We start from the raw sequence: 15,527 nt of genomic DNA, 5'->3' as shown, positions 1-15,527 counted from the left end.
TCCTGATCTATCTTAAAACCCACAAATTTCATTTTACTATAAAATCCACGCTGCGGGAGGGAAAGATTCAACAAAAAAAGCCGCGAAATGCGCGACTTCATCTGCTTGTAAACACTTGATTGCACATACTTGTTCACAGTGGCGGGTGTTCCACTCCCATTTGTATCCACCCTTCCTTTGAAGGACCATATACCGCCGGGATATTCAATCCCGCTTGTCGCATCAGAACGGTAACCTGTCCCCGATGGTGGACAATATGCTTGATCAATCCCATGAAGATGGTAGCATTGGATTCCTGACGACCGAAAGCATTCTGAACCTGCGTTAACGTCTCATCCGTCCATTGTTCTTCAACTGCTTTCGCTGCGTCAGAACTTAGAAGCTTAAACGTCTCCGCGATTTGCTTCGCCGCGGGTACTTCTGCTGAATTTGGTATCTGCTCAATGACAAGGTCAAATTCAGACAAATATTCAGGAATATTCGTTACGAAGTGCCATGCAATCCTTCCGAGCGTCCGCCCTTCGGGATATACTTGCTGCTGCAATGATTCATCCGTCAAACTGTCTAGAATCCTCTGCGTTAAATCGGCTTCCTTCTTCCATTCCGTAATGAAATCGGCAACGGTTCTATACATGATATAACCCCATCCTCCTTGAGAAACTCGTTCTCTGATTGGTAAAATCGGCTACACGTTCCCTTCCCCCGAGAGAGGAAGCCGGATGACGTGCTCAATCCAATCATAATCGCTAATAGTGACAAGTATTGTCATCAATACAAGATTTTATTTGCGATCTTTGGAAGCGGGGCATTGGCTTCGACGACCACTTTCCAATTGTGATTGCATGAAGCCTTTATGAACCCACGTCCCGATATATACTCCTCCACTAACTCTGCGGTATCGATGAGAATCTCGCGAATCACTCTCTTACCCCGGAACATGACGTAGTCTCCTCCTCCGCTAGCCCGGTAGTTGTTCATAACCACATCCAGCTCCTTCTCGTCCGGGAGATCCACTCCGTTGTGTTTCAGCTTGATCACCCTGGATCCCGGAGGCTCTGCAATGTTTAGCGTATATTCAATGCCTTCCCACATGTCATAGTTATAATGCTGGGGTTTCGGCTCCAAATATGCCGGATTTACGGCAGGGCTCCCGTTCGGGCCGACCACGAAATAGCAGGCCGTCTGCTCCAGCGCGGCCCGGATGTCTTTACCGGTCAGGCGCAGCACGACCAAGGTATTCGGAAACATGAAGTTCGTAAGGATATCCCGCCTCGTAATGATCTCTCCGAAGCCCTTGGAAGATTCGCTTAGTAAAGCCGCGCAGGAAACGTTAACCCCCGCGAATTCAAGCTGCACGCGATGAATGAACTCGATAAAAGGATGCTCCGCAAGCCGGCAGGCTGCCGGATCGCTCAGGCTCATATTGCCGTGAACGCGTCCAATCGTTTCGTTGAGCCATGCCTGCGTCCGGTCTTCGAGGTCCCCGCTGGAAGAAAGCACGTTCTTATCGGCCGCCGTCCCGTGCTCCGGTCGCAGCAGTTCGGCACGTTTCTCCACGATGACCCAGCGTTCTTGTTCCCGAACGAGATCAACGCTGATCTTCCCGATAGCCTGGCCGTTGCAGCCGGGCTGAACGACCGCCACCCCATGCAAAAACGTATCCAGCAGGCGATGCTGGTGCCCGGTGATCAGCACATCGATGCCCTCTACCTCAGCACACATCGCATAGGCCTGATTTTCTCCCGTCAGATTTTCCGTCGGCTCCCCCGTCACCATATCACGCTCGAATCCGCCGTGGTATGCCACAACCATCACATCGGGCCGCTCTTCCCTTCGGATGCGCGGCACCCATTCCTTGACGGTTTCCAATGCATCATGGAATTCAAGACCCTGAATATGAAACGGGTTCTCCCATTTCGGAATATAGTGCGTCGTCACACCTAGAACCGCAACCTTGATGCCGTTCAGATCCTTGATCAGGTAAGGCTGTCCGAAAGCCGGCTTCTTGCTGCCCTGCAGCCGGATGCCTGCTGACAGCCAAGGGAACACGGAACTTTGCACGACGTTGTCCACGGTCCCCATACCATAATTGAATTCGTGGTTTCCCAGCACCGCCGCATCATAACCAAGCCCATTCATAGCCGCAATCATGGGGTGTATTTCGGCATTGTTTTTTAATGAATAGGCAGCCAGCGGGGATCCCTGAATTACATCTCCATTATCAATCAGCAGCAAGCCCGGATGTCTGCGCCGTTCTTCACGGATCAGGAAAGCCAGCTTGCCGAGTCCGATATCCCGTTCGTCCCGGGTTCGGTAATCGGTTGGATACAGATGCCCATGCAGGTCGCTAGTAGCCAGCACGGCGATCGTTCTTGTGATCGTCGATTTCATGCCATCCCTCCTGTTCTTACCTTCTCCTTGCTATTCTATCAACCGAGATGCAGCTTTATATTAAAATTCCAAAACTTTACAAAGAGTTATCAAATTATTGACAGACCATTAACACTCCGTCCTTATAGTGAAGCAGGTAAGACAAAATACGTTATCTAAAAAACGGAGGTCATTGCTTTGAAAAAATGGATGAAATTCACGATGCCCCTGCTCTTATCCGTCGCTGTCCTCAGCGGATGCGGAGGGAATGCCGACACTAGCGGCAAAGCCGCTGCCAACGCGAGCCAGGAGAAATCGCAAGGCACGAATGCGGACAGCAGCCCAGCGACGGAACCGACCGGATACGTCCCGGAAAAACTGACGGTGCAATTCGTCCCTTCCCAGAATGCGGACACGCTTGAGGCCAAAGCTAAACCGCTAGAGAAGCTGTTGTCCGATAAAGTCGGCATCCCGGTAGAGGTCAGCGTATCGACCGACTATAACACCATCGTAGAAGCAATGGCATCCAAGAAAGTGGACGTCGGCTTCCTGCCGCCCACCGCCTATGTATTAGCCAAGGAGAAAGGCGCTTCCGAAGTCATTCTTCAGGCCCAGCGTTTCGGCGTCAAGGATGAAACCGGCGAACCGACGGAAGAGCTTGTTGATTTTTATAAGGCGATGCTGATCGTGAAAAAAGACGCTGCCATCCAATCCGTGGCTGATTTGAAGGGAAAGAAAATCGCCTACCAGAACGTCTCGTCTTCTGCCGGCTATGTATGGCCGGCTGCGGTCTTGATGGATAACGGAATAGATCCGCTGAAGGATGTCCAGCCGGTTACGGTCAAAGGTCATGACCAGGCAGTCCTTGCCGTGCTGAACGGCGATGTCGATGCGGCAGCCATCTTCCAGGATGCCCGCAATGTCGTCAAGGGGGATTACCCGACCGTGTTTGAAGATACGCGCGTGCTGACCTATACCGAGAAGATTCCGAACGATACGATCAGCGTGCGTTCCGATATGAACCCGGAATGGGTGGAGAAGCTGCAAAACGCGTTTATCGAGATCGGCCAAGACGAGGAAGGCCACAAAATCATTTCCGAAATTTATACGCATGAAGGTTATGTCAAATCGGACGACACTCAATTTGAGATTGTCCGGGAATATGGCGAAAAGGTAAAGACCGAGTAAAAGATAAGGGACTGAAGGCCATGATTGAAATTCGCAATGTTTCAAAAACATACGCTAATGGAACCAAGGGATTACATCATATAAATCTGACGATCGGCCGCGGCGAGTTCGTGGCGATCGTCGGGTTGTCCGGTGCCGGTAAGTCGACCCTGCTGCGGTCGATGAATCGGCTTCATGACATTACCGAGGGAGAAATCGTGATCGGCGGCCAATCGATTACATCGGCCAGGGGCAAAGAACTGCGCCGCATCCGCCGGGATATCGGGATGATCTTTCAGAGCTTCAACCTGGTGAAGCGCTCTTCCGTGCTTCGCAATGTGCTGGCCGGACGCGTCGGCTACCATTCCACCCTGCGCACCCTATTGGGCCGTTTTCCCAAGCCCGATATGGACTTGGCCTTTCAAGCGCTGGATCGGGTAGGCATTGTCCAAAAGGCGTATACCCGCGCGGACGAGCTGTCCGGCGGACAGCAGCAGCGGGTCGCAATCGCCCGCGTGCTGGCGCAAGAGGCCAAGATCATTCTGGCGGACGAGCCGGTGGCTTCCCTGGATCCTTTGACCACAAAGCAGGTCATGGATGATCTAAAACGGATTAACGCGGAATCCGATATTACGACCATCGTGAATCTTCATTCGATCGATTTGGCCAGGCAGTACGCTACGAGGATTATCGGAATGCGCGCCGGAGAGATTGTTTTTGACGGCCCCGTGTCGGACGCGACGGACGAGCGATTTACGGAAATATACGGACGGCCATTCGGCAAGGATGGAATATGGGAGGAAACGGCGGTATGAAGATGGAACTCGACACGGCCCCATTCGAGCAACCGGGGCAGTCTCCCCTGCTCCGCCCGAAACCGCCGGGCAAACTAAAGCATTACTTAACGGCGGCTTTCCTGCTGATTCTGGTATGGAGCAGTTCGCTTCAGACGGATGCTACCTTCAAGGAGCTTGTGGAAGGTCTGCCGAACATGCTCGACCTGCTGCGGGAAATGTTCCCGCCGAGATGGAGCTATCTCGACAACATCTGGCAGGCGATGCTGGAGACGATACGCATGGCGCTGATCGGGACCACGCTTGGCGCCTTTTTGGCGGTTCCAGTGGCGCTCCTATGTGCAGGCAATCTGATCAAGAGCCGCTGGATCACTTATCCGGTCCGCTTTTTGCTGAACTTGGTCCGTACGATTCCGGACCTGCTGCTCGCCGCTTTTTTTGTCGCGATACTGGGACTCGGTCCACTGCCGGGGATCTTTGCCCTATCCGTCTTTTCGCTGGGTTTGATCGCGAAGCTCACCTATGAAGCGCTGGAAGCGATAGATCCCGGTCCTCTGGAGGCCATGACTGCAGTCGGTGCAAATCTGGCACAGTTGATCGTGTATGGCGTCGTCCCGCAAATTCGGGCGCATTTCGCTTCCTTCACCTTGTACACGTTCGAAATCAACGTTCGGGCCGCTGCCGTACTCGGTTTGGTGGGGGCCGGCGGCATCGGTCATTATTATGAAGTGACGCTCGGCTTCTTCGAATATGACAAAACATGCATGATCATCATCTTCACCCTGATCGTGGTCCTGATGATCGATTACCTTAGTACGAAATTGCGGGAGAAATGGATATGAGCAAATCATGGAACGACGTCGTTCCCCAACCGAAAAAAAGCCGCCTTCGCTGGCTGATCTACGCCCTGCTTGCCGTTGTTTATATCTGGGCCTTCGCGGGCATTCCGTTCTCCGGAGTCAAGGAGACCGCCGGGCAGGTGACGAAGGCCATATTCTCCGGTTTGTTTTCGCCGGATTGGGATTTTGTCTACCTGCCAGGCGGAGAAGATCTGCTTCGGGGCTTGCTCGATACGCTGGCCATTTCCATATTGGGGACGGTCATCTCGGCTTTTATCTGCATCCCGTTCGCTTTCTGGGCCGCAGCTAACATGAGCCGGACGGTATTCGCTTCCGGCTCCGGCAAAACGCTGCTCAGCTTAATCCGCGTTTTTCCCGAAATCGTGATGGCGCTGCTGTTTATCAAGGCGGTCGGGCCCGGATCTTTTGCCGGCGTACTCGCATTAGGCCTACATTCCGTCGGCATGCTAGGCAAGCTGTTCTCCGAAGAGGTGGAGCAGATTGATACGGGTCCGACCGAGGCACTGATCGCCGCGGGGGCGACGCGGCTCCAAATGGTGCGATTCGCCGTACTGCCGCAGGTGCTTCCGGGTTTTCTCTCGTATATCCTTTACCGTTTCGAGATTAACCTTCGCTCCGCCACCATCCTCGGGGTCATCGGTGCAGGCGGCATCGGCACACCGCTCATTTTTGCGCTGAGCTCACGGAACTGGGACCGCGTCGGCATCATTTTGCTCGGCATCATCGTGATGATCACCGTGGTCGATTTCATTTCGGGATCGCTCCGGAAAAAGCTGGTATAACCAAACCGTGAATAACTTTGGAAGCATCCTCCATACTAGGGAAGAACAACATATTTGAACCTAGGAGGAACCCTAATGCTCGACAACTTGGAAAGCGACTACGACTGCTCCAAAGCCGGCGACGATCTCCATCAACTTAAGCAAGAGCTTGCTGCGTTGCGAGGACAAGGCACTGGAGACTCGGAAACGCAGGAACGATTGAACCGATTGGAGAATCAAATCTCCTTCATCATGAACAAGTGCGACATTCACCATTAACGTGCAACCTCCCTCTTATATTCGAGAACTGTTATGATCTTGCCAATAACAATGTCACACCATTGATTTTGATTGGCATGGATCTTCATATCCCCTCCATGATTAAAAAAACCTCGTATCCGTGAAGGGACTAACCCCAAAGCGTGAGACAAATTAAAACACCTTCAAGAGAACTAAACCATGTCGTAAGATATGGAGATAACCTTGGAGGTGTTTTTGCGTTGGCAACAAGAGTTAGCTACCCATTCGAACTTAAGATGAAAGCTATTGAAATGAGATTAGAAGGAGTTCCGGTTAGAGAGGTCATGGAGCAACTCGGGATACGGAATAAGACACAGCTAAAGGTGTGGATGAAGTGGTATCGAGAAGGTGACGTACATCGGCTGGAGCAGCCTGTGGGTAAGCAATATAGCTACGGGAAGGGGCCAGAATACTCTTCAGAGTTAGAAAAACTACAGGCAGAAAACCGATTTTTAAAGCAGCAATTGGACCTGCTAAAAAAGTACACGGAGTTAGAAAGGAGGTGAAACCCGAGGTCGTCGTTGCTTGGATCGAGTCCATTCGAGAAGAAGTCACGGTGACGCAAGCTTGTGCATGGCTTGGGATTGCAAGAGCAACCTATTATCGCTGGAAAGCAACTGTGGAAGCAAAAGGTCCAGAACCAACGGTGGAGAAAATCCGAGAACTTTGCATTCATCATAAATTTCGGTATGGTTACCGGAAGATCACCGCGCTCCTCCGAACAGAGCAAAGTATAAATCACAAACGTGTGCAGCGTATTATGCAGCGAGAGGGGCTCCAATGTCGTGTCAGAGTGAAGAAACGCAAACCTACAGGGCAGCCAGCTTACATCGCAGAACACTTGTTAAAGCGTCAGTTTGAGGCCGATGCCCCTATGCAAAAACTCGTAACAGACATTACGTATTTGCCGTTTGGCGGAAAAACGTTATACCTGTCGAGCATCTTGGACTTGTTTAACGGAGAGATTGTGGCATACAGTATATCTGACAAGCAAGACACTGAGTTTGTCCTGGACACGTTGGCTCAACTGCCCACCCTATCGGGCGCCATGCTCCATAGCGACCAAGGCAGCGTCTACACCTCTCAGGCCTATCAAGAAGCTGTAAAGGGAAAAGGCATTACAATGAGCATGTCCCGCAAGGGGACGCCCGCTGATAATGCCCCCATCGAATCGTTTCATTCCACGCTAAAGTCTGAAACGTTCTATCTCGAAGGTTTAACCTGTACGACGACGGCAATCGTCGAGCAGACCGTTCGAGACTACATAACTTACTATAACTCAATTCGCATTCAAACAAAACTAAACAACCAGTCACCGGTGCATTTCCGGCAACTGGCTGCTTGAACTTGCAAGGTGTTTTGATCCCTGTCTCACAAACGGGGGGCAGTCCCGAAGGATACGAGGTTTTTAAGTTATTCCTTGTTGACCCACAAATCGAGTACCGTCTACTTTTCCACGTATTCCATAGTAAATTCATATCCAGCGCTTCTATAATAGAGACTGCCGAGTCATCATTTTATCAACCAATGTTAATTCCTCCACCTTACATCGCCTTTGAAACTCAAAGTAACGTAGCGTACGTTTAAGAAAAAATAATCAAGAACCCGAACCTTTTTTCGATAGAGAGACAATATAGGGTGTAAGCTGCTTACCCAGGAGGGCCCTCTGAATGCAAAGTGAATATATGTTCCAATTACTCAAACAAATGAAAGACGGTGATCAACAGGCATTTCATGCGATGTATGATGCCACCTATCAGGACGTCTACCGGACCGTTTCCTTTCTGGTGGATCATGCGCAGGACCGGGAAGATGTCATGAATGAGATTTATATGCAAATGTGGACGTCGCTGGCCAATTACGATACGAACCGACCTTTCCATTTCTGGCTGCATGGCCTCGTCATCCGTCAAGTGCAAAGATTTCGAGTCAAGCGCTGGCGGAGATTCCGAATTTTTGAGCGCATTCGTGACTTCGCCCGGGAAGAGTCGCATTGGGATCAACCTTCGGTGTTAATGGACGGGACGAACCAAATGATATCGCAGGCCATCCACAAACTGACGGATAAACAGCGAACGGTCATTATCCTCCGCTTTTTTCACGACTATACGCTGGAGGAGATTGCGACCCTACTCGATATTCCGCTGGGTACCGTCAAGTCCAGATATCATGCGGGCATCCAGGCGCTTCGAAAAAACATATGGAATCTCCCCCCGGAAAGGATGGAAAAGATCAATGACTATTGAACGCAAAATCCGAGAGCATCTGCGCAAAGAAGCAGAAACGATGGATTGCCCTCAAGCCATTAGCAACCGAATCGAGCAATCCTATACACAATATTTGCAAAGACAAAGGAGCGGAAAAACCATGAAAAAACGTTTTATAGCTGGAATAGTAGCAACGGCGATTTTGATTCCAACAGCAGCATTTGCTGCACCTACCCTGATTGATATGCTGACCAGAACGCCGATGACGGCTGAACAAGTCAAGACGGATGAGATTGGCAAAGCTACTCTTGAGAAGCTGTACCGCGCATTTCCCGAAACCAAAAAGTTTGAGATCATCGGTGCAAGCACCGTTCAAGGTGTCCAAACCAGCATCATCCTTCAGGAAAAAGGAGGAACCGGCAAAAAGATTACCCTTCATACCAACAGTATGACGGGTGAGATCGAACACGTGATTCAAGAGAATTGGGAGCCTAAGGAGAAGCCGCTGACGGCTTTAACCGAACAGGAAATCAAGTCGAAGGTCGATCATCTGATCATTGCATTATACGGCAGCATCGAAGCGTACGAGTTTGCTATGGAGCCAATGGAGAACCCGGATCAGAAAACGTTGATGCTGAATTACATCCAAAAGGGATCAACAGCCCCCTTCTACCAGGTCCTGGTTCAAGACCATTCCATCAGTCTTTCGCTGATTGGAGGTGAAACGTCGTCCTCAGACGATAAAGTAGAAGGTTTCTTCACTACGGATGGCAAGCCTGATTATTTTGCAGATGCCTTCTTGAATGACGACAAACTTTTTTCCTTACTAAACATGGGCCCGATTGAACTAAAGCAAGAATTAGCTAAAGGTAAATCCGTAGTGGAGATTGCAGCATCCAAAAATGTCTCGAAGCAGCAGGTTGTGGATGTCATTGCACAATCACAGGTTGACTTGCAAATCCAAAGTGAAGCGAATGGCGAACTTCCTGCCAACAACCTTTCAAATGATCAAATGTTAAAAGCTATTGAATCGAAAGTATTGCAAGTTATCGAATACAAAACGGTAACGCCTTCAAAGAAATAACTCATTGATCCAACAAAAAGCCGGATTCCTTCATGAAGGATAACCCGGCTTTTTCATTTGAATACATTCTATACATACATTTTCGTTAAAGGGTGGGCCCCCCCTTTACTTCTTCGATAAATTCGCTAAAGGTTTCTGCAATGTCTTTGTACTTGGTATGATGCAAATAATGCTCTCCTTCAAGGGGTATTACTTTTCCGTAGTCAGAATCCTTTACCTGCTCTTCATGCAATGGAATCCAGGTTGGAAAGTCTGGATTATCCGCTTGTACAAAGAGAAGAAGCGGAAGATCTTTAGGGAAGGTTAAATCCTGAGCCCCTTTAAAATTAGAAGGAATATGCTCCATTTCGTTAAAAATCGTGGCAGTTAACGAGTTTTTATTCGTAATCAATCTCATTTGTTCTTTGGTATGTTCATCAAATGCTAGAGCAGCATAGGGATCGGAACCGAGCTTCATCATCAATTGCATAAGACCTGATTTTTTAAGAAAGGCAAACTTTTTTATTGGGAATTTAACGTCCATGCCTGGTTGTGTCGGAACACTGCTATCGATGCCGACAAATGCGGTCACCTCGTTTGGATATTTGCTCACATAATCAATTCCGTAAATACCTGCAATGGAATGGCCCATGAGCGTATAACGGGTAATATTAAGCTGCTGCAGCGCTTCATGGACTTCACTTACGATGTTCTCCGTGGTTCGTTCTTTATCGGTTCCATCACTTAAGCCATAACCAAAAGGCTCAACGGCAACAACTCTATAAAATGGAGATAATTCATCGATCAGCAGCTTAAAATCAAGAGCGGGTGCTGCTGTTCCGGCACCTGGAAGGAGTACAATCGTTTCTTCGCCTTCTCCTTGAATATATACATTCATATTTTTGCCATCGACAGATACCTGTTGGCCGTAGGGCTCTATTCGCTTCGCTTCGGAATGGCTGCTGATCACATTGCTGATATAAACAATGCCCAGAAAAAGAATGATGGCAATAACGATTGCTCCAATGATTTTAAGCAATATACTTCGTGCTTTCATTGATTTCGTTCCGTTCCTCGTATTCATTTTCTCTGTTTGTGTCACGCTCATCTTCTCCTGTCCTGATCGGTTGGTTAGGCTTCCTCCATGTGCCGCTAATGAAATCTTAACCAATGAAGATGTACTCTTCGTAACGACAATATGAACGGAGTATGAACTGGCAAAAAAACTACGGTCTCACATGCAAGGAAGTTTGCGCATGAGCCGTAGCTATGAGAATAATGGAGTTTTAGGCTATGAATCTAATGAGTCCGCCAGCAATATAATGGCATGGATAACGGCGAATAAATAATCTGTTATGGATTATGGAGCGTTGCTGCATCACGTATTAAATACTCCGCAATCTCGGTGGAGATAAACTTCCCTTTTTGTGCATGGACTTCTGAAATGAAACTGCTCAGGTTTTGTTTTTGCAATTTTTTCAGCAAACTGTTAGCAATCCCTTTGTTGTTGATTGTTCCCTCGTCTGCAAAACGTTGAACCAGTTCCTCAAGAGAGGCATAACTTGTTTTCACTTGAAAGTCTACGGATTGTGTAGATGTATTCCCTGCTAAGTCCACAGCCTTTATCGTAAATGTATGTGTACCCAGCTCAAATTTGTATAAAGGAATATCCATTAGATCCGTTATGACCTTCCCATCCAACATGACTTCGGTTTTTGCTTGGTCGATACCTGACAGCGTGTCTGCCATTTCAAATTCGGGTTGAAACACACCCGTGTTGAATTCGGAGGATGCGACTTGGTTTATCGTAATCTCCGGAGCCGTCCAATCCACCGTAATATGGCTGGAGGCTTGAAAATCACCGTCGTCCGTCGTGGCCGTGATGACAGCCCTTCCTTCCCCTTCTGCAGTCACGATGCCATGATCGTCTACCGTTGCCACCTGGTCTTGATTCGTGCTCCATGTCACATTCTTATTGGTTGCATGATCCGGCAAAACCGTTGCTTGGAGTCCTACGCTCCGGCCGGAAGAGGAATTAAACACGAGCTCCGGTTTGTCCAACGTAATTCCGGTAACGGGGACGATATTAGAGGTATGCTCAACAATGAGTTCATTTAATGCAATGTTTCCCCATATCCGATTCCCGTCATTCACCTTTAATCGAAGTTTATTGGCGTTTACCGTTGGAAAAGAAACGCTCTGGCGCTCTTTGGTGCTGTCATTAAACTCCCATTCGATCGATGCGTCAGATAAAGCCGTTATCCATCGGCTACCGTCGAAATACTCCACGTCAAAATTAGTGATGCCTTGGCCGATTCCAAAAAACGTAACTAACGTAACCTTGTTGACCGGTACGCTATGATTGCCGTAGTCAAGGGTAATATAACCTGGGAAGGTAATATCACCGGTACTTCCCCATGCAGAGTTCAAATTGTTGTCGATGATGCTGGTAATGGTGCCTGCCCCCGTAGCAAAGGTTGTGGTGACCATATCTTTGGACAGTTCGGGATTGTTATACAATTCAAGCTCGTTCAGTGCGATTCGCCCCGGTTGGTTAGCACCGTCATGGACCTTCAATCTGATTTTAGAGAATCGAGTAAGTGGAAATTCCACGGATTTGACCTCGTTTGCCCCCGTGTTCCGATCCCAAGTCAGATTTATATTTGTGCGCAGGGGAATCCACCCCGAACCATTGCTGTATTCAAGATCAAAGTTCGTGATTCCCCATTCTTGCCCGTATCTAGTATTTAACTTCAATTGGTTGGCGATCAGCGTATGCTCGCCGAAATCGAGCGTGATATCGTTCGGAAATGTAGGCGTTATGCCGGTTTCCCATGCCGTGTCGTATTCATTATCGATGATATGTTCGATCGGACCTGAAGAGGACGATTCAAATGTCGTACTAGCAGTTGCCTGCGTAGCCAGATTGTCAACAGGTGTGCTGGCTGGCCGTTTCGGAATGATGACGATCGGATCAGGCATGTTCCCGGCTGGTGGCACACTGCCCTCGTATTCGTGGGCACCGATATCGGGAGCGCCATGATATATCGGGTTACCGAAATAATCCCGCCCTCCGTTATCGCTTACACGAATGCCTGCTCCAATGAGTGGCGAATTCGCTTGCAATTGGTACCCATGTACTGTATCCATGCCATTCCCGCCGCTACCGGGATCAACGAATCTTGGATCGTCCGTTATCTTATGGGCATCGGCCTGCACCAGTGTGTTTCCTCCGTAATATGCGTTGTAGTCAAACGTTTGGCCCGTCAAGTCCCATCCCTTATCGCCGACGCTGTAGTACACATTATTATAGTTATAAATGTTGCGCGGAGCACCCGAAGCCTTAGTGAAGTAATCGCTCATGACCGGGTTGCCGGATGATTCTCCTACGTATATCGTATTATTGTAGTTATAGACGTTATCAATGGAACCGCTGTATCGGAATATGCTTTTTCTGTCGTTTTGGCTAATGTTGTATCTAACGATGGTATTGATGGTGTAGTACGTGTCGTTTACGAACAGCATAAAGCCGCCAGCGTTATCATGACTGTAATTGTACTGAACCAACGAATTGATGTTTCCTGCATCCACGTCGAAGCCATGCCCGTCTTCCGCGCCGTTCACACTGGCAAACGATTCGTTGAATTGAACGAGATTATTGTCCGCATACGCCCACCAAATGGAAGCGTTGGTTGCCAAATACGTAGCTTGTTGGACGGTGTTGCGCTCGACTACCGCTCCATCGGTGACATTCCACGCGATGCCGCCTGTTGCTGCTCTGATGACCGTATTATTGGATATTTTCACTTGGGTAGACGGCGTCCAGGGCCCGTATGGTTTAGGCACCCAAGGCCATAAATCGCCCATTCCGTAGCGCAAGATACAATTGGAGCCAACGTAGATACCATAGGCATCCACATCCGTCAGTATATTTCCGTCAATGAGAACATCGTTAAAAGCGCTGGGTGTCATCGACCCAACCGAATCGAAAATAATCCCCCCGGAGCGTGTGGTATACGATCCATCGACATCATGGATGTTCATGTTTTGGATATAGATGTGATTCAATAAACCAGCTTCCTCATTCAAGATATAAACACCGCGCCTTTGACCCCGCGGATTTTCCCAATCTCGATCAAAAGGCAGCGGCGAGCTGTTTGTTACCTCCAGGTTGTTGATTTCCCAGTACTCCTGGTTTTTCAAAAATACGGCTTCCAGTTCGGACGTAATTCCTGCGATTAATGGTTTGCTTCCGGAACCGTACATATCGATAATGATCGGATTTCCGCTTGAACCTGAACCTTTAGGCCACAGTCTGCCGTTCCAACTCTCCCCGGCTTTGAACAAGATTTTGTCGCCTGGGGCAAAGGTAGTCGCGTTCACTTTATCCAACGATCTCCATGCAGAGTCTTGACTTGTGCCGTTATTCCCATCATCTCCCCCTGTGCTGTCCACATAATAAGTGGTTCCCGCAGCTAAAGCGGTCGACGGTGAAACGGTAATCCAATTGCAAACGAAAGAAAAAATCGAAACCATACAGATAAGCTTTTTGAAAAACGATTGGCTCAATCCTCTTCATTCCTTTCATTGTTATATATGTAATGCCAAATCGGCGATTACATCAGGAAATTTCTGTACAACTCCTCATTCAATACAACCTTCGCATCGGTTAACCGTTCACGTACGTACTGCTCATATTGGTTATCGATATAGTCCTTTAACACTTGTTCTCTTATACCGTCAAATGCCAGATACTTGGAACCTAACTGATCTTTCTCCATGCACTGCATGAGATAGAAGCGACCGTTCTCTTCAATAGTTTCGCTTACCTCCCCTGGAAGAAGGTCAGCCGAAGCTTGGGCTACCGGACTTCTGACATTGTGCCTGTAACTATCCAAGTTATAGACCTCCTCCGTAACCCGGTCATCTTGTTTAATGTCCTTTACGGCTTGCTCAAAAGAAATACCGGATGAGATTTTCTCCCTAGCCTTCTCAATCTTCCGTTTCACCTGCGTTTTGAGAAGTGTATCGACATTCCGATTGGCATCCAGAAAAGATAACGATAATTGGCGTACCTTCACCGTTGCGGGTGCATGGTACAACCTTCTCTTATTCGCGTCGTAAAACGTGATCAGCTGTTGTTCACTCGGCTTCCAGTCATGTTCCATCAGATGGTTCTTGACCGATAAGGCCGTATTCGCCATCATGTATTCATAATAGGCTTCCTCCGTATATTGAGCAGGACCGAAAATTACCTGATGATTCTTGATGGCTTGTTGCCTTCTCTGGTTTTCAAGGTTGAAATTTTGAATAAAACCGGCGTAACTGATATCGGGGAGCACTTCCTGCTCTTTGGCAAGGATCTGTCGAATTTTCTGATTGATGCTATCTTCGAGCGCCTTCTTTTTGATCAACTCAAGCGGAATCTCGTTACCTCCGTATGGCGTAGTCCAAAATGCGGCCGACGGTGCAGCATCATATTTTTCATGGAAATACTTGATGATACCGGCTCGATTGGCATCGATGGCTCTTTGAAATTCGCTTACATGAATCTCTACTCCGTCAACTGTCGCGATATAAGCGTCTTCATGATGTGTTTGTGTAAATGCAGGCTTTGCGATTAAAAGGATCGTCACCACGATCAAGATGAAGAATCCGGCTATGAACAGCCATTTCAGACTGCAAAATTTATGTACCATCAAACCCATCAGCACCCTCGTCATTAGATTTTTAATGAAGACGATTCTACCAAGGCATCTCCAAATTATGTATAATTCATTATAATTTCCATAAGTAAGCGCTATCAATTTCTCCTTTTTTACATTCCTTTCACTTTCTTTACTTGTTCCCGCGCATAAAAAAGCGGCAGAGGATTCTTTCCTCTGCCGCCTTCTCTTTCTTCATTCGGTTTTCTTGTTTGCAGCCATGCGGCTCGCAACCGGATCATGACACCATGTCCGGCTTGTTCTTGTTCAATTGCCGTGAAGTTGAAGCCCGTCATCCTT

Annotated in this window: 14 protein-coding genes; 8 read left to right on the top strand and 6 right to left on the bottom strand. The window is 48.4% G+C overall.

The features are described 5' to 3' along the window. Positions 1–133: 133 nt before the first annotated feature. Both MHH82_RS15050 and MHH82_RS15045 read right to left on the bottom strand, forming a co-directional pair. A complete protein-coding gene (locus MHH82_RS15050; RefSeq protein ID WP_340966505.1) occupies positions 134–634 on the bottom strand; it encodes a DinB family protein in 501 nt (166 codons plus the stop codon). 134 nt (positions 635–768) lie between these two features. After that, complete coding sequence (locus MHH82_RS15045) at positions 769–2,391, bottom strand: bifunctional metallophosphatase/5'-nucleotidase (RefSeq protein WP_340966503.1); 1,623 nt, start codon at positions 2,389–2,391, stop codon at positions 769–771. 189 nt (positions 2,392–2,580) lie between these two features. On the opposite strand from MHH82_RS15045, the gene MHH82_RS15040 reads away from it, so the two are divergent. The 8 genes from MHH82_RS15040 to MHH82_RS15005 all read left to right on the top strand — a co-directional run bounded on the left by MHH82_RS15040 (position 2,581) and on the right by MHH82_RS15005 (position 9,543). Further along, positions 2,581–3,558, top strand: coding sequence for a phosphate/phosphite/phosphonate ABC transporter substrate-binding protein (locus MHH82_RS15040; RefSeq protein ID WP_041622164.1), 978 nt, complete (start codon positions 2,581–2,583; stop codon positions 3,556–3,558). A gap of 20 nt (positions 3,559–3,578) precedes the next feature. Next, positions 3,579–4,352 carry a phosphonate ABC transporter ATP-binding protein gene (gene phnC, locus MHH82_RS15035; RefSeq protein ID WP_340966501.1) on the top strand — a complete coding sequence of 258 codons (774 nt, stop codon included), beginning with the start codon at positions 3,579–3,581 and terminating at the stop codon, positions 4,350–4,352. After that, complete coding sequence (gene phnE / locus MHH82_RS15030; protein ID WP_015735158.1) at positions 4,349–5,173, top strand: phosphonate ABC transporter, permease protein PhnE; 825 nt, start codon at positions 4,349–4,351, stop codon at positions 5,171–5,173. The genes phnC and phnE (MHH82_RS15030) overlap by 4 nt, the downstream gene beginning before the upstream one ends. Next, a complete protein-coding gene (gene phnE / locus MHH82_RS15025; protein WP_036663115.1) occupies positions 5,170–5,973 on the top strand; it encodes a phosphonate ABC transporter, permease protein PhnE in 804 nt (267 codons plus the stop codon). The genes phnE (MHH82_RS15030) and phnE (MHH82_RS15025) overlap by 4 nt, the downstream gene beginning before the upstream one ends. Before the next feature lie 75 nt (positions 5,974–6,048). Beyond that, the gene (locus MHH82_RS15020) at positions 6,049–6,231 is read left to right on the top strand and encodes a hypothetical protein (RefSeq protein ID WP_009590220.1); all 183 of its coding nucleotides are present in this window, start codon (positions 6,049–6,051) and stop codon (positions 6,229–6,231) included. A 221-nt stretch (positions 6,232–6,452) separates the two neighbouring features. Beyond that, positions 6,453–7,597 (top strand): IS3 family transposase gene (locus tag MHH82_RS15015; RefSeq protein WP_340966497.1). Its coding sequence is split into 2 segments (ribosomal slippage): positions 6,453–6,747 and positions 6,747–7,597, totalling 1,146 coding nucleotides; the frame shifts between segments, so codons are not numbered across the junction. Positions 7,598–7,922: 325 nt separating this feature from the next. Beyond that, entirely contained in the window at positions 7,923–8,498 is a 576-nt protein-coding gene (locus MHH82_RS15010) for a sigma-70 family RNA polymerase sigma factor (RefSeq protein WP_015735155.1), read from the top strand. Further along, positions 8,488–9,543: a hypothetical protein gene (locus tag MHH82_RS15005; protein ID WP_340966495.1), complete on the top strand. Its 1,056-nt coding sequence runs from the start codon at positions 8,488–8,490 to the stop codon at positions 9,541–9,543. Before MHH82_RS15010 ends, MHH82_RS15005 begins: the two co-directional genes overlap by 11 nt. An 85-nt stretch (positions 9,544–9,628) precedes the next feature. On the opposite strand, the gene MHH82_RS15000 is transcribed toward MHH82_RS15005, so the two are convergent. From MHH82_RS15000 to MHH82_RS14985, 4 genes are all read right to left on the bottom strand, one after another. Then, entirely contained in the window at positions 9,629–10,624 is a 996-nt protein-coding gene (locus MHH82_RS15000; RefSeq protein WP_340966493.1) for an alpha/beta hydrolase, read from the bottom strand. A 251-nt stretch (positions 10,625–10,875) separates the two neighbouring features. Further along, complete coding sequence (locus MHH82_RS14995; RefSeq protein WP_340966492.1) at positions 10,876–14,091, bottom strand: discoidin domain-containing protein; 3,216 nt, start codon at positions 14,089–14,091, stop codon at positions 10,876–10,878. A 47-nt stretch (positions 14,092–14,138) separates the two neighbouring features. Then, a complete protein-coding gene (locus tag MHH82_RS14990) occupies positions 14,139–15,221 on the bottom strand; it encodes a peptidyl-prolyl cis-trans isomerase (RefSeq protein ID WP_340969974.1) in 1,083 nt (360 codons plus the stop codon). A 119-nt stretch (positions 15,222–15,340) separates the two neighbouring features. Further along, on the bottom strand, positions 15,341–15,523 hold the full coding sequence (locus MHH82_RS14985; RefSeq protein WP_015735150.1) for a hypothetical protein: 183 nt from the start codon (positions 15,521–15,523) through the stop codon (positions 15,341–15,343). Positions 15,524–15,527: the final 4 nt, after the last annotated feature.

It is taken from the genome of Bacillus sp. FSL K6-6540, from assembly GCF_038007545.1.
Note: the sequence above shows the minus strand (reverse complement) of the source record. Positions and strands in the feature narration are given on the sequence as shown.

What these genes read in the sequence shown, in the direction of transcription:
- phnE (WP_015735158.1), top strand. Translation starts at nt 4,349, where the DNA reads ATGAAGATGGAACTCGACACGGCCCCATTCGAGCAACCGGGGCAGTCT.
- MHH82_RS15020 (WP_009590220.1), top strand. Translation starts at nt 6,049, where the DNA reads ATGCTCGACAACTTGGAAAGCGACTACGACTGCTCCAAAGCCGGCGAC.
- MHH82_RS15005 (WP_340966495.1), top strand. Translation starts at nt 8,488, where the DNA reads ATGACTATTGAACGCAAAATCCGAGAGCATCTGCGCAAAGAAGCAGAA.
- MHH82_RS15050 (WP_340966505.1), bottom strand. Translation starts at nt 634, where the DNA reads ATGTATAGAACCGTTGCCGATTTCATTACGGAATGGAAGAAGGAAGCC.
- MHH82_RS15040 (WP_041622164.1), top strand. Translation starts at nt 2,581, where the DNA reads ATGAAATTCACGATGCCCCTGCTCTTATCCGTCGCTGTCCTCAGCGGA.
- phnC (WP_340966501.1), top strand. Translation starts at nt 3,579, where the DNA reads ATGATTGAAATTCGCAATGTTTCAAAAACATACGCTAATGGAACCAAG.
- MHH82_RS14985 (WP_015735150.1), bottom strand. Translation starts at nt 15,523, where the DNA reads ATGACGGGCTTCAACTTCACGGCAATTGAACAAGAACAAGCCGGACAT.
- MHH82_RS15045 (WP_340966503.1), bottom strand. Translation starts at nt 2,391, where the DNA reads ATGAAATCGACGATCACAAGAACGATCGCCGTGCTGGCTACTAGCGAC.
- MHH82_RS15010 (WP_015735155.1), top strand. Translation starts at nt 7,923, where the DNA reads ATGCAAAGTGAATATATGTTCCAATTACTCAAACAAATGAAAGACGGT.
- MHH82_RS14990 (WP_340969974.1), bottom strand. Translation starts at nt 15,221, where the DNA reads ATGGTACATAAATTTTGCAGTCTGAAATGGCTGTTCATAGCCGGATTC.
- phnE (WP_036663115.1), top strand. Translation starts at nt 5,170, where the DNA reads ATGAGCAAATCATGGAACGACGTCGTTCCCCAACCGAAAAAAAGCCGC.